This is a genomic window from Streptomyces griseoaurantiacus (assembly GCF_036189845.1).
Lineage (GTDB): Bacteria > Actinomycetota > Actinomycetes > Streptomycetales > Streptomycetaceae > Streptomyces > Streptomyces griseoaurantiacus.
Genome location: NZ_CP108326.1, coordinates 983,198 through 996,745, shown reverse-complemented (window position 1 = coordinate 996,745; position 13,548 = coordinate 983,198). Strand labels below are relative to the sequence as shown.

The window sequence follows — 13,548 nt, the reverse complement described above, 5'->3', positions numbered from 1 at the left end:
CTCGAGGTCAGTTGCCGACGCGGCGGCGCAGGTCCTGGAAGGCGGTGTAGTTCGCGATGACCTCGATCCGGCCGGGCGGGGCGGCCTGCACCGCCTGGTCGAGGCTGTCGCACACCTGGAAGGACTGGTTCGCGACCTCGAGGCGTACGGCGAGGTCCAGCTTGCGGTCGCCGAGCACGAAGATCGGGTGGCCGGTGAGCCGGGTGTAGTCCACGTCCCACAGCCAGGAGGTGTCGGTGCCGTCGGCGCCGCGCGCGTTGACCGAGAGGATCACGGGGGTGGGCGGCGGGTCGATCAGCGAGAACGTCTCCAGCCAGCCGGCCGGGTTCTTCGCCAGCAGCAGCCGCAGGTCGCGGCCCTGGAACTGCACCACGTCGTAGCGGCCGGCCACCGCCTGCACCTGGTACATCCGCTCCAGCGCCACCTGCGGCGGCACACCGAAGACGGCGGCGACGGCCGCGGAGGAGGCGGCGTTGGCCTTGTTGGCGCGGCCCGGGAGCTGGAGGTGGATGGGCCAGGCGGAGCCGTGCGGGTCCAGGACGTGGTCGCCGGAGAGCGCCCAGCTCGGCACCGGGCGGCGGAAGCCGCACTCGCCGCAGAACCAGTCGTCGCCCGGCCGCTGCATCACACCGCCGCAGGAGGGGCAGGACCAGGCGTCGTCCTTCCACATCTGTCCCGCCGCGACCCAGATCACGTTGGGGGAGGAGGAGGCGGCCCACACCACCAGCGGGTCGTCCGCGTTGGCGACGATCACCGCCTTGGAACCGGCCAGTCCCTCGCGCCAGTTCTCCGCCAGCATGCGGGTCTCGGCGGCCCGGTCGAGCTGGTCGCGGGAGAGGTTGAGCAGCGCGATGCACTTGGGGTCGGTGTCCCGGGCCACGCCGGCGAGGTACTTCTCGTCGACCTCGATGACGCCGTACTTCGACTCCGAGCCGCCCGCCAGCGCGGAGGTGATGCCGGCCGGCATGTTGGCGCCGAGCGCGTTGGACACCACCGGGCCGGCGGCGCGCAGCGCCTCCGCGATCAGCCGGGTGGTGGTGGTCTTGCCGTTGGTCGCCGACACGAGGACGACGTCCAGGTTCTGGGCGAGCCGGGCCAGCAGGTCGGGGTCGAGTCTGAGCGCCACCTTGCCGCCGATCACCGAACCGCTGCCGCGCCCCGCGGCGCGCGAGGCCGCTGCGACCGCCTTGCCGGCGGTCACGGCCAGCTTGGCCCGCGGCGAGAGCGGGTCCGAGTTGCCTGCCATCAGTTCTCGATCCTCTCTGGTACGCGCCGCCCGGAAGCCTGTCGGCAACGTGATGGACGTCAGCCTATCGAGATCCATTCGCACACCCGAATCCCGGACCGGTACGGCGCGGGCGGAACGGTCCTCGGCGCTTCCGGCGGGGTGCAGGGGAAACCGTACGCTGACCGCCATGCGACATCGTTCCCTGCCGGGCGTCCGCGGACGCGTCCGGCCCCTGACCCTGCTCGGAGACCCGGTGCTGCGCGCGCCCGGCGCGGAGGTGACCGCGTTCGGGCCCGAACTGGCCGCGCTCGTCGAGGACATGTTCGCCACCATGTACGCGGCACGGGGTGTGGGCCTGGCCGCCCACCAGGTCGGCGAGCCGCTGCGGGTGTTCGTCTTCGACTGCGAGGACGACGAGGGGGTGCGCCACCTGGGGCACCTGGTGAACCCCCGGCTGGTGGCGAGGGACGGGGTGAGCGTGCGCGGCCCCGAGGGGTGCCTCTCGCTGCCCGGCCTGGAGGCGGCGACCCCGCGGTACGACCGTACGGTGCTGGAGGGCCGTACGGTCACCGGGGAGCCGCTGCGGGTGGAGGGCACCGGCTGGTTCGCGCGGTGCCTCCAGCACGAGCACGACCACCTCGGGGGCGAGCTGTACGTGGACCGGGTGCGGGGGTGGCGCCACCGGCGGGTGATGCGGCAGGCGGCGCGGGCCGGCTGGGCGGACCGGTGACCGGCCGGGGCGGCCGCCGGAACGGGAGTTCAGAATCCGGGACCGCCGACCCGGTCGCCCGCCGCGGCCAGCCTGCCCCACAGCAGGTCGGCCAGGGCGCGCACCAACTCGGCGCGGGGGCAGGGGCGTTCGCCCAGCCACCAGTCTCCGGCGGCATGCATCATGCCGACGATGCCGTGGCCCCACATGCGGGCGAGCTGCTGGGTGCCGGGGCCGAGGTCGAGCCGTTCCTCGATGACCTGGCCCAGCTCCTCGCCCATGCGGCGCAGCACGGGGATGGAGTTGCGGCCGGTGTCGAAGCCGGCCTCGGCGGGCTGCTGGGGGCCGCCCTCCGCGGGGTGCATGAGGAACCGGTAGACCTGCGGCCGGGCCTCGATCGCGGCGAGGTAGGTGTCGAGCGTGGCCTCCACCCGCTCCCGGCGCTCGGCGGGGGCGTCCAGCGCGGCCCGCAGCGAGGCGAGCAGCGCGTCGGTGTGCCGCTTGGCCAGGGCGGCGTACAGCCCGCCCTTGTCGCCGAAGTGGCGGTAGAGGATGGGCTTGGTGATGCCTGCCTCGGCGGCGATGGCGTTCATCGAGGCGCCGGGACCGTCGCGGAGGACCACCCGGTCGGCGGCCTCCAGCAGCTCGCGCCGGCGGCGGTCGGCGGATGTCTGGTGATCGCTCCGCTGCGTGGTCTCCATGGTCTCTCCCCACCCGTCGTGTTTCGGTGACGCCTGCGCAAAGTAGCACTGCCCGGCGGTCCGACCTCGAACGGCCGTCGGCGCGAGTGCAGGTCGCGGCCCGTCCGGGCCTGGGAGTTGACTTTTCCTACTCGTCGGTAACAGACTCCGAGTTACCGCTAGTAACATAGCTAGTGAGAGGCTACCGCAGCACTGGAGGGGACATGGCCGAGTTCACCATGGAGCTGAGCGAGGAACAGCGCGAGGTCCGGGACTGGCTCCACGGCTTCGCCGCCGACGTGATCCGGCCCGCGGCCGCCGAGTGGGACGAGCGCGAGGAGACCCCCTGGCCTGTCATCCAGGAGGCCGCCAAGGTCGGCATCTACTCCCTCGACTTCTACGCCCAGCAGTACTTCGACCCCACCGGTCTCGGCATCCCCATGGCCATGGAGGAGCTGTTCTGGGGCGACGCGGGCATCGCCCTGTCCATCGTCGGCACCGGCCTCGCCGCCGTCGGCGTCCTCGCCAACGGCACCGAGGAGCAGATCGGCACCTGGATCCCCCAGATGTACGGCGACGCGAACGACGTCAAGGTCGCCGCGTTCTGCTCCTCCGAGCCCGACGCCGGCTCCGACGTCGCCTCCCTGCGCACCCGCGCCGTCTACGACGAGGCCAAGGACGAGTGGGTGATCAACGGAACCAAGACCTGGGCGACCAACGGCGGCATCGCAGGCGTCCACGTCGTCGTCGCCTCCGTCGACCCGGAGCTGGGCTCCAAGGGCCACGCCTCCTTCATCATCCCGCCGGGCACACCCGGCTGCTCCCAGGGGCAGAAGTTCAAGAAACACGGCATCCGTGCCTCGCACACCGCCGAGGTCGTCCTCGACGACGTGCGCGTCCCCGGCTCCTGCCTGCTCGGCGGCAAGGAGAAGCTCGACGAGCGCCTCGCCCGGGCCCGCGAGAAGGCGAAGCAGGGCGGCGAGCGCGTGAAGAACGCGGCGATGGCCACCTTCGAGGCCTCCCGCCCCGCGGTCGGCGCGATGGCCGTCGGCACCGCCCGGGCCGCCTACGAGGTCGCCCTGGACTACGCCAAGACCCGTCAGCAGTTCGGCCGGCCCATCATCGACAACCAGGGCGTCGCCTTCCAGCTCGCCGACATGCGGACCTCCATCGACGCGGCCCGGCTGCTGGTGTGGCGGGCCTCCTGGATGGCGGTCAACGGCAGGCCGTTCACGGCGGCCGAGGGCTCGATGTCCAAGCTGTTCGCGAGTGAGACGGCGAAGAAGGTCACCGCGCAGGCCGTGCAGATCCTCGGCGGCAACGGCTACACCCGGGAGTACCCGGTGGAGCGGATGCACCGCGACGCGGCGATCTACACGATCTTCGAGGGCACCAGCGAGATCCAGCGCCTGGTGATCGCCCGCACGCTGTCGGGGATGCCGATCCGCTAGCGAGCGGCCGCCCATGGAAGCGGGCCGCCGTGGCCCCGCCCACGGCGGCGACCGCCCGGCCCGGAAGGTCAGGTCGGGGTTCCGCTGCTGTGGGCGATGCAGGCCACGTCGATCCGGTCGGCCAGCTTGGCCAGTTCGATGGTCAGTGCCGCCACGGTGTCCTCGTCGAGTCCGCCCTGCCCGGACTCCACGAGGTGGAGCCACCGGCCGCCGACCGTGCGCAGCAGCTTGCTGACGTCGGCGGCCGCCACCTGCAACGTGCCGCGGTCGTCGACGATGAGAGGCAGGGTCACTTCGCGGTTCACGACAGCGATCGTAGCCGCGGAACGCTCACGCCCCCTGCCAGACCGCGGTGATGTTGCAGAACTCCCGGATTCCGTGCCCGGACAGCTCACGGCCGTACCCGGACCGCTTGATCCCGCCGAACGGGAAGGCCGGATGCGAGGCCGTCATGCCGTTGACGTACACGGCACCCGCCTCCAGGTCCCGCACGAAGCGGTCCACGTCCGCCTCCTCGCGCGTCCACACGTTCGAACTCAGGCCGAAGGGGGAGTCGTTGGCGATCGCCACCGCCTCGTCGAGGTCCGCCGCCCGGTACAGCGTGGCGACCGGCCCGAACGTCTCCTCGTGGTGCACGCGCATCCCGGGCGTGATGTCGGCCAGCACGGTCGGCGGGTAGTACCAGCCGGGCCCGTCCGGACGTTCGCCACCGCACAGCACCGTGGCGCCGTGCTCGACGGCGTCCTCCACCAGCTCCTCCAGGTCCGCCCGGCCCCGCTCCGAGGCGACCGGCCCGACCTGGGTCTCCTCGTCCATCGGATCGCCCACCTTCAGCGCCTTCATCGCGGCCGTGAACCGCTGCGCGAAGGCGTCGTAGACATCGGTGTGCACGATGAACCGCTTCGCGGCGATGCACGACTGCCCGTTGTTCTGCACCCGCGCGGTCACCGCCACCTCGGCCGCCCGGTCGAGATCGGCGGACGGCATCACGACGAAGGGGTCGCTGCCGCCCAGCTCCAGCACCGTCTTCTTGATCTCGTCCCCGGCCACCGCTGCCACCGAACGGCCCGCCGGCTCGCTGCCGGTCAGCGTCGCCGCGACCACGCGCGGGTCGCGCAGGACGCCCTCGACCTCCTTGGAGCCGATCAGCAGCGTCTGGAAGCAGCCCTCCGGGTATCCCGCCCGGCGGAACAGCTCCTCCAGGTACAGCGCGGTCTGCGGCACGTTCGAGGCGTGCTTGAGCAGGCCGACGTTCCCCGCCATCAGCGCGGGCGCGGCGAACCGGATCACCTGCCACAGCGGGAAGTTCCACGGCATCACCGCGAGCACCGGGCCGAGCGGCCGGTAGCGCACGAACGCCCGCGAGGCGCCCGAGTCCTTCACATCGGCCTCGGCAGGCTCCTCGTCGGCGAGGAGCCCCTCGGCGTGGTCGGCGTACCAGCGCATCGCCTTGACGCACTTGGCGGCCTCGGCGCGGGCCTGGGTGACCGGCTTGCCCATCTCGGTGGTCATCACCTCCGCGATCTCCCGCTCGTCCGCCTCCAGCAGATCGGCGGCGGCACGCAGCAGCCGGGCCCGCTCGGCGAAGGACGTGGTGCGGTGGGTGCGGAACGCGGCCTCGGCGGCGGCGAGCCTGCGCTCGACCTCCTCCGCGTCCAGGGCGTCGAACGTCCTGAGCGTCTCACCGGTCGCCGGGTTCACGGTCGCGAGGGGCATGGCTGTGACCTCCTGGGCAGGCTGTGTCTCGACCCTCCCGCGCCCCGGTGGGCGCCGCAACGCGGGCACGGCTCGTTTCTCGTCGGGCGGCTCCCGGGACATGACCCGGACGGCTCACCCTCCGTCCGAGTGCTCCGCGAGCCGGTCGAGAAACGCGGCCTGCGCCTTCACGATCACCACGCGTGCCTCGGCCAGGGGGAACCAGCGCACCCGGTCCAGCTCGGGGAACTCCTGCCGGCGCCCCGAGCGCGGCGGCCACTCCATCCCGAACGTTCCCGGCACCACCGTCGCCGGGTCCAGGTCGGCGCGCACCGCCCACGCCGTGACGACCTTGCCGCCGGCCTGCCGCACCTCGCCCAGGGGCACCGCCGTGCCGTCCGGGGGCGGCAGCCCCAGCTCCTCCTCGAACTCCCTGCGGGCCGCCTCCCAAGGGGGCTCCTCGGGCGGGTACTCGCCCTTCGGCACGGTCCACGCCCCGGCCTCCTTGCGGGCGTAGTACGGACCGCCCATGTGGCCGAGCAGCACCTCGGTGCCGCCGTCCGCGGCACGGCGGAACAGCAGCAGCCCGGCACTGCGCCGGTGGCGCGCCGCACCGGCCCCCTCGGTGTCCCCCGGCCGGGTCACGGTGCCACCCCGGGGTGCGCCGCGAGCAGCGTCTCCACCGTGTCCGCCTCCTCCGGGCGCTTGTCCTCCCGGTAGCGCAGCACCCGCGCGAACCGCAGCGTGACGCCGGCCGGATAGCGGGTGGAGCGCTGCAGCCCGTCGTACGCGATCTCCACGACGAGTTCGGGCCGGACCGTGAACCCCCAGCGGTGCTCCTCGACGGCCAGTTCGCTCAGCCGCTCGGTCTGCCAGGCGAGCATCGTGTCCGTCATGCCCTTGAACGTCTTGCCGAGCATCACCAGCGAACCGTCCTCGCCCCGGGCGCCCAGATGGAGGTTGGAGAGCCTTCCGGTGCGCCGGCCGTGCCCCCACTCGGCGGCCAGCACCACCAGGTCCAGGGTGTGCACCGGCTTCACCTTCAGCCAGGAGGCGCCGCGCCGGCCCGCGCTGTAGGGGGCGTCCAGCGACTTGACGACCACTCCCTCGTGCCCGCGCTCCAGCGTGGCGGCGAGGAACGCCTCGGCCCGCGCGCTCTCCTCAGGCCCCGTCACCACCACCCGCCGCACCCGCAGCGGCTCCGGGACCAGACGCGCCAGCTCCGTGTGCCGCTCGGCCAAGGGCAGATCCAGCAGGTCGCGTCCGTCCACCGACAGCACGTCGAAGAAGACGGGGGAGACCGGCACGGCGGCGGCCGCCCGGTCCACGTCCACCCGCGAGCCCACCCGGCCCGCGGTCTCCTGGAAGGAACGGGGCCGCCCCTCCTCGTCCAGCGCGATCACCTCGCCGTCCAGGACGAACCGGCCCTGGGTCAACTCCCTTGCCGCCGCGCTGACTTCGGGCAGCCGGTCGGTGATGTCGTCGAGGGTGCGGGTGTACACGCGCACCACCTCGCCGTCCCGGTGGACCTGGACCCGGATGCCGTCCAGCTTCTCCTCCACCGCGCAGGCGCCCAGCTTCTCCACCGCCGAGGTGACCGAGGAGGCGGTGTGCGCGAGCATCGGCAGCACCGGGCGGCCCACGGTGAGCCGGAACGCCCCCAGCGCCGAGGGGCCCTCCGCCAGCAGCGCCCGCGCGACCGTCTGCAGCGACCCGGCCAGCATCACCGCCCGCCGCACGTCCGCGGGGGCCGCGCCGGTCGCCGCGGCCAGCCCCTCCGCGGCGAGCGCGTCCAGCGCGCCCTGCCGCACCTCCCCGGTGAGCAGACCCACCAGGAAACGCTGCTCCTCCTCGGTGGCCGCCGCCATCAGCGCCCCCAGCAGCCGGCCGCGCGCGGTCTGCGAGCCGGTGCCGGTGACGGCGCCGATCGCGGTCAGCCGCGCGTCGACCTCACGCACGGTCAGCGAGGGCTCGTCGGCCGGCGGGACCGGGGTGCCGAGCAGCTTCCAGCCGATGCCCAGCCGGCCCTGCGGCAGCCGGCCCGCGAGATAGGGGATGACGACGGGCACGTCCTCCGGCTCGGCGGCCCGGAACAACTCGGCGAGCAGGGCCGTCTTGCGGGAGCGCGCCGAGGTGGCCGCGACCTCCCGGGACACACGGGCGAGCCGGTGCAGCAGCATGCAGTCATGGTGCACCGGGACGCGGGGGCCTACACCTCGGCGGCGGCCTCGGCGGCCTCGGCGGCCTCGGCGGTCCTGCCGGTCCCGCCGGTCCGCGTCACGCCGACCCGGGCGTCGATGTCCTCGAAGACCAGCTCGGCGTTGACCGCGGCCGCCGCCGTGTACCCGGTGCTCGCCGCGTTGACCACCTGCTGGGCGACGAGGGTCGCGTTGCCCGCGGCCCACACCCCCGGCACCGTCGTGCGCCCCGTCTCGTCCACCACCGGGCAGGCGCCCACCGGGGTCTCGCGCAGCTCGGCGCCCAGCTTCTCCAGAAGGCCGGTGCGCGGCACCATGCGGGGCGCCACGAAGACCACGGACCGTGCGTGCACCGAGCCGTCGGCCAGCCGCACGCCGGTGATCCGGTCGTCCTCGACCACCAGGCCGGCGACCCCGCCCGGGACGACGTCCACGCCCGCCGCGGCGAGCCGGCGCAGCTCCTCGTCGGACAGGTCCGCCTCGGCCACGCCGTTCAGGAACAGCGTGGTGTCCTTCGACCAGTGACTGACGAGCAGTGCCTGGTGGACGCTCATCGGCGAGGTGGCGAGCACGCCGAAGGCCTCGTCACGCACCTCCCAGCCGTGGCAGTACGGGCAGTGCAGCACGTCACGGCCCCAGCGCTCGGCCACGCCGGGCACGGGCGGCAGTTCGTCCTTCAGCCCGGTCGCCACGAGGACCCGCCGGGCGCGGACGGTCCGTCCTCCGGCGAGGTGGGCGGTGAAGCCGAGGGGCGCCCCGCCCTCCGCCCCGTCCCGGGCCAGGTCGACGACCCGGTCCGTGACCAGCTCGACCGTCCCGTACCGGGCGATCTCCGCACGGCCCGCGGCCAGGAGCTCGGCCGGCGGCATGCCGTCCCGGGACAGATAGCCCTGCATGTGCGCGGCGGGCGCGTTGCGCGGCTCGCCCGCGTCCACGACGAGCGTCCGGCGCCGGGCCCGGCCGAGGACCAGCCCGGCGGAGAGCCCGGCCGCGCCGCCACCGACGACGAGGACCTCGTAGCGGTCGGGGTGTGTGTCGTGTGTTCCGTGCGTCTCGGTCATGGTGACCACCTCCACGGGCAGCGTCGCCGAGCCCCACCGTATTGACAAACGCACTTGCCGAATCTGCAATGAAGGCATGAGTGACGATGCGCGGGACGACGTACCCGGGAGTGACGACACGGACGAGGTGCTCGCCGAGGTGGGCCCCCGGCTGCGACGGATCCGCAAGGAACGCGGCGCCACGCTCGCCGCGCTGTCGGAGGCGACCGGCATCTCGGTGAGCACCCTGTCCCGGCTGGAGTCGGGGCTGCGCAAGCCTTCCCTGGAGCTGCTGCTGCCGATCGCGCGGGCGCACCAGGTGCCGCTGGACGAGCTGGTGGGCGCGCCGCGGGTGGGGGACCCCCGGGTGCGTGCGGAGCCGATCGCGCGGTTCGGCCGCACGTACTGGCCGCTCACCCGCCAGCCCGGCGGGCTGCAGGCGTTCAAGGTGCTGGAGCCGCAGCGGGCCTCCGAGCCGCATCCGCGCACCCACGAGGGCTACGAGTGGCTGTACGTCATGTCCGGGAAGCTGCGTCTGGTCCTCGGCGAGCACGACGTCGTGCTCGGGCCCGGGGAGGCGGCGGAGTTCGACACGCGGGTGCCGCACTGGTTCGGTTCGACGGGGGAGGGCCCGGCGGAGTTCCTGAGCCTGTTCGGCCCCCAGGGCGAACGCATGCACGTCCGCGCCCGCCCGTCCCGGCGACCTTGACAGGGGCGCGGGGAACCGCGCGACCTTTTCGGGGGTCCCGGGGGGCGGGGCCCCCGAGGACGGGGCGGGTAGGGGCGGCGGGGCGAAAAAAACTCTCCCGGGGGCACCCCACAGGGGCAAGCGACCGCTTAGTATGCAGAAAACGCCCGCACCCCCGGAGGCCCCCGCATGCAGGTATGGCAGGTGCACGAGAACGGCGAACCCGGCGAGGCCATGCGCCTCACGGACGCCGAGCCGCCCACCCCCGCCGACGGCCAGGTACTGCTCAAGGTGCTGGCCGCCAACGTCAACTTCCCCGACGCCCTCCTCTGCCGCGGCCAGTACCAGGTCCGCCCGCCCCTGCCCTTCACCCCCGGCGTCGAGATCTGCGGCGAGACCGAGGACGGCCGCCGCGTCCTCGCCACCCCCGCCCTCCCACACGGCGGCTTCGCCGAGTACGCCCTCGCGGACGCGGCCGCCCTCCTGCCCGCCCCCGGCACCCTCGACAACGCCGAGGCCGCCGCGCTGCACATCGGCTACCAGACCGGCTGGTTCGGCCTGCACCGCCGGGCCCGCCTCCAGGCCGGGGAGACCCTGCTCGTGCACGCCGCCGCCGGCGGGGTCGGCAGCGCCGCCGTCCAGCTCGGCAAGGCGGCCGGGGCCACGGTCATCGGCGTCGTCGGCGGCGCCGAGAAGGCCGCCGTCGCCCGCGGGCTCGGCTGCGACCTGGTCGTCGACCGCCGCGCCGAGGACGTCGTGGCCGCCGTCAAGGAGGCCACCGGCGGACGGGGCGCCGACGTGATCTACGACCCGGTCGGCGGCACGGCCTACGCCCAGTCCGCCAAGCTCGTCGCCTTCGAGGGCCGCATCGTCGTCCTCGGCTTCGCGAGCGGCACGATCCCCAGCCCGGCGCTCAACCACGCCCTCGTCAAGAACTACGCGATCCTCGGCCTGCACTGGGGCCTGTACAACACCAAGAACCCCGACCTGGTCCGGCACTGCCACGAGCAGCTCACCGAACTGGCCGCCAAGGGCGCGATCGCCCCCCTGGTGAGCGAGCGGGTGCCGCTCGAGGGCGCGGCGGCCGCGGTACAACGGGTCGCCGACGGCGTCACCACCGGCCGCGTCGTCGTCCTGCCCACCGAGGCGAACGGAGCCTGAACCATGCCGGACACCCCCGCCGCCCCCGCCGTCCTCGACGCGGCCCGACTGCGCGCCCTCACCCGCGAGTTCCTGGCCGCCCACCCGCCCGCCGGAACCGACCGGCTCGACTTCCTGCGCGCCCGGTTCGACGCGGGCCTGGCCTGGGTGCACTACCCCGAGGGCCTCGGCGGCCTCGGCGCCCCCCGCTCCCTGCAGGCCGTCGTCGACGCCGAGCTGGAGGCCGCCGGCGCCCCCGACAACGACTCCCGGCGCATCGGCATCGGCCTCGGCATGGCCGCGCCCACCATTCTCCAGTACGGCACGCCCGAGCAGCGGCGGCGCTTCCTGCGCCCGCTGTGGACCGGCGAGGAGGTGTGGTGCCAGCTCTTCAGCGAACCCGGCGCCGGCTCCGACCTGGCCGCGCTCGGCACCCGCGCCGTGCCCGGGGACGGGGGAGACTGGGTCGTCGACGGACAGAAGGTGTGGACGTCCAGCGCCCACCTCGCCCGCTGGGCCATCCTCATCGCCCGCACCGACCCCGCGGTGCCCAAGCACCGCGGCATCACCTACTTCGTGTGCGACATGACCGACCCCGGTGTCGAGGTCCGCCCGCTGCGGCAGATCACCGGCGAGGCCGAGTTCAACGAGGTCTTCCTCACCGGCGTCCGCATCCCCGACTCCCGTCGGCTCGGCGCGGTCGGCGAGGGCTGGCGGGTCGCCCAGACCACCCTGAACAACGAGCGCGTCGCCATCGGCGGCATGCGGCTGCCCCGCGAGGGCGGCATGATCGGCCCCGTCGCCAGGACCTGGCGCGAACGCCCCGAACTGCGCACCCACGACCTGCACCAGCGGCTGCTGAAACTGTGGGTGGACGCCGAGGTCTCCCGCCTCACCGCCGAACGGCTGCGCCAGCAGCTCGTCGCCGGGCAGCCCGGCCCCGAGGGCGCCGGCATGAAGCTCGCCTTCGCCCGCCTCAACCAGGAGATCAGCGGCCTGGAGGTCGAACTCCTCGGAGAGGAGGGCCTGTTGTACGACGACTGGACCATGCGGCGGCCCGAACTCGTCGACTTCACCGGCCGCGAGGCCGGCTACCGCTACCTCCGCTCCAAGGGCAACAGCATCGAGGGCGGCACCAGCGAGGTGCTGCTCAACATCGTCGCCGAGCGCGTCCTCGGCCTGCCCGCCGAACCGCGCACCGACAAGGACGTCGCCTGGAAGGACCTGGCCCGATGAGCACACAGCCCGACCTGCTCCACTCCGAGGAGGAGGAGGCGCTGCGCGCCGCCGTCCGCGACCTGCTCACCGACCACTGCGACCCGGCGGGCGTCCTCGCCCGCACCGAGTCGGAGGCCCCGCACGACGCCAAGCTGTGGAAGGCGCTCACCGAGGGCATGGGCCTGGCCGGACTCCTGGTGCCCGAGGCACTCGGCGGCCAGGGTGCCACCCACCGCGAGGCCGCCGTCGTCCTGGAGGAACTGGGGCGTGCGGTCGCCCCCGTGCCCTACCTGACCAGCGCCGTCGTCGCCACGGAGGCACTGCTGGCCTGCGCGGCCGGCGAGCCCGGCAGCCCCGCGGGCGACCTGCTCGGCGACCTCGCCTCGGGTGCCACGGTCGGGACGCTGGCCGTCGGGCTGCACACCGCCCCGCACGCCCCCTTCCCCGCGGTGCGCCGGGAGAACGGCACGCTGCACGGCGAACTGACCGCCGTCGCCGACGCCACCGCCGCCGACGTCCTCCTCGTCCCCGCCGAGGACGGCGGCCTGTACGCGGTGGCCGCGGCCGAGGCGGACGTCACCGCACAGCTCTCCCTCGACCTCACCCGGCCCGTGGCCCGGATCGTCCTCGACGCCGCGCCCGCCCGCCGCCTCGGCGAGGCGGAGCCCGCCGTGCGCCGCGCCCTGCGGGCCGGGGCGGGACTGCTCGCCTCCGAGCAGCTCGGCCTCGCCGACTGGTGCCTGACGGAGACGGTCCGGTACCTGAAGGACCGCAAGCAGTTCAACCGCCCGGTCGGCGGCTTCCAGGCGCTCAAGCACCGGCTGGCCGCGCTGTGGCTGGAGGTCGTCAACCTGCGCGCCGCCGCGCGCAACGCCGCCGACGCCCTCGCCACCGGAAGCGCGGAGGGCGACCTCGCGGTGGTCCTCGCCCAGGCGTACGCCGCGGGCGTCGCCGTGCACGCGGCCGAGGAGGCCGTCCAGCTCCACGGCGGGATCGGCATGACCTGGGAGCACCCGGCCCACCTCTACCTCAAGCGGGCCAAGGCCGACTCGCTCGCCTACGGCACGGCGGGCGCCCACCGCGAGCGGCTGGCCACGCTCGCCGACCTGCGTCCGCCCGCGTAGGCGGGCGCCACCCCGGGGCGTGTCCGCGAACCGATGCGAACCCGCCACCGGCCGGGACACCACTCGTTCGGCGGACACGTCAGCCGCCCGGACGAACCCTCCGCTACGCCACACTTGCGGCCGAACGCCGCGAAGCGGACGTTGCGGAGGAGGGTGACCATGGCCATTTCCATCTCGATGGTGCTGCTGCTGACGATCCTTGCGGTGATCTTCCTCCGCAACGGGGGCCTGAAGGTCTCGCACGCGCTGGTCTGCGCCCTGCTGGGCTTCCTCCTGGCGAGCTCCAGCATGGCGCCCACGATCCACAACGGCCTGCTGGCCACGGCGGACATCGTCAGCAGCCTGCGCCCGTGAGCGGCTCCGGGGACCCACCCCGG

The 13,548-nt window shown here is 73.9% G+C and carries 14 protein-coding genes; 7 read left to right on the top strand and 7 right to left on the bottom strand.

Going from position 1 to position 13,548, the window contains the following annotated elements; all coding sequences use genetic code 11:
- Window positions 1-7: 7 nt before the first annotated feature.
- Window positions 8-1,246 (bottom strand): MurT ligase domain-containing protein, encoded by a 1,239-nt coding sequence (locus tag OHB09_RS04505; protein ID WP_040897231.1) that lies wholly within the window; start codon window positions 1,244-1,246, stop codon window positions 8-10.
- A 169-nt stretch (window positions 1,247-1,415) separates the two neighbouring features.
- Between OHB09_RS04505 and def the strand changes: the two genes are divergently transcribed.
- Window positions 1,416-1,958, top strand: a complete 543-nt coding sequence (def, locus tag OHB09_RS04500) for a peptide deformylase (RefSeq protein ID WP_328921635.1) — start codon at window positions 1,416-1,418, stop codon at window positions 1,956-1,958.
- A 29-nt stretch (window positions 1,959-1,987) separates the two neighbouring features.
- On the opposite strand, the gene OHB09_RS04495 is transcribed toward def, so the two are convergent.
- Window positions 1,988-2,638 (bottom strand): TetR family transcriptional regulator, encoded by a 651-nt coding sequence (locus OHB09_RS04495; RefSeq protein WP_006144240.1) that lies wholly within the window; start codon window positions 2,636-2,638, stop codon window positions 1,988-1,990.
- A 203-nt stretch (window positions 2,639-2,841) separates the two neighbouring features.
- Between OHB09_RS04495 and OHB09_RS04490 the strand changes: the two genes are divergently transcribed.
- Window positions 2,842-4,068, top strand: a complete 1,227-nt coding sequence (locus OHB09_RS04490) for an acyl-CoA dehydrogenase family protein (protein WP_191889608.1) — start codon at window positions 2,842-2,844, stop codon at window positions 4,066-4,068.
- A gap of 68 nt (window positions 4,069-4,136) precedes the next feature.
- Here OHB09_RS04490 and OHB09_RS04485 read toward each other — a convergent pair whose 3' ends face one another.
- The 5 genes from OHB09_RS04485 to OHB09_RS04465 all read right to left on the bottom strand — a co-directional run bounded on the left by OHB09_RS04485 (window position 4,137) and on the right by OHB09_RS04465 (window position 9,022).
- Complete coding sequence (locus OHB09_RS04485; protein WP_040897235.1) at window positions 4,137-4,373, bottom strand: DUF6213 family protein; 237 nt, start codon at window positions 4,371-4,373, stop codon at window positions 4,137-4,139.
- Between the two features lie 25 nt (window positions 4,374-4,398).
- A complete protein-coding gene (locus OHB09_RS04480; protein ID WP_006144243.1) occupies window positions 4,399-5,784 on the bottom strand; it encodes an NADP-dependent succinic semialdehyde dehydrogenase in 1,386 nt (461 codons plus the stop codon).
- 114 nt (window positions 5,785-5,898) lie between these two features.
- Window positions 5,899-6,408 carry an NUDIX domain-containing protein gene (locus OHB09_RS04475; RefSeq protein ID WP_328729868.1) on the bottom strand — a complete coding sequence of 170 codons (510 nt, stop codon included), beginning with the start codon at window positions 6,406-6,408 and terminating at the stop codon, window positions 5,899-5,901.
- Window positions 6,405-7,943, bottom strand: a complete 1,539-nt coding sequence (locus OHB09_RS04470; protein WP_328921634.1) for an ATP-dependent DNA ligase — start codon at window positions 7,941-7,943, stop codon at window positions 6,405-6,407. Before OHB09_RS04470 ends, OHB09_RS04475 begins: the two co-directional genes overlap by 4 nt.
- A gap of 29 nt (window positions 7,944-7,972) precedes the next feature.
- Window positions 7,973-9,022, bottom strand: a complete 1,050-nt coding sequence (locus tag OHB09_RS04465; protein WP_328921633.1) for an NAD(P)/FAD-dependent oxidoreductase — start codon at window positions 9,020-9,022, stop codon at window positions 7,973-7,975.
- 76 nt (window positions 9,023-9,098) lie between these two features.
- Between OHB09_RS04465 and OHB09_RS04460 the strand changes: the two genes are divergently transcribed.
- From OHB09_RS04460 to OHB09_RS04440, 5 genes are all read left to right on the top strand, one after another.
- Window positions 9,099-9,710 (top strand): helix-turn-helix domain-containing protein, encoded by a 612-nt coding sequence (locus tag OHB09_RS04460; RefSeq protein WP_040897236.1) that lies wholly within the window; start codon window positions 9,099-9,101, stop codon window positions 9,708-9,710.
- A gap of 168 nt (window positions 9,711-9,878) precedes the next feature.
- Window positions 9,879-10,850, top strand: coding sequence for an NADPH:quinone oxidoreductase family protein (locus tag OHB09_RS04455; RefSeq protein WP_234525163.1), 972 nt, complete (start codon window positions 9,879-9,881; stop codon window positions 10,848-10,850).
- A 3-nt stretch (window positions 10,851-10,853) separates the two neighbouring features.
- Complete coding sequence (locus tag OHB09_RS04450; RefSeq protein ID WP_234525161.1) at window positions 10,854-12,065, top strand: acyl-CoA dehydrogenase family protein; 1,212 nt, start codon at window positions 10,854-10,856, stop codon at window positions 12,063-12,065.
- Window positions 12,062-13,171 carry an acyl-CoA dehydrogenase family protein gene (locus OHB09_RS04445; protein WP_328921632.1) on the top strand — a complete coding sequence of 370 codons (1,110 nt, stop codon included), beginning with the start codon at window positions 12,062-12,064 and terminating at the stop codon, window positions 13,169-13,171. Before OHB09_RS04450 ends, OHB09_RS04445 begins: the two co-directional genes overlap by 4 nt.
- Window positions 13,172-13,330: 159 nt before the next feature.
- Window positions 13,331-13,525 carry a hypothetical protein gene (locus tag OHB09_RS04440; protein ID WP_006144251.1) on the top strand — a complete coding sequence of 65 codons (195 nt, stop codon included), beginning with the start codon at window positions 13,331-13,333 and terminating at the stop codon, window positions 13,523-13,525.
- The last annotated feature ends 23 nt before the right edge of the window (window positions 13,526-13,548 follow it).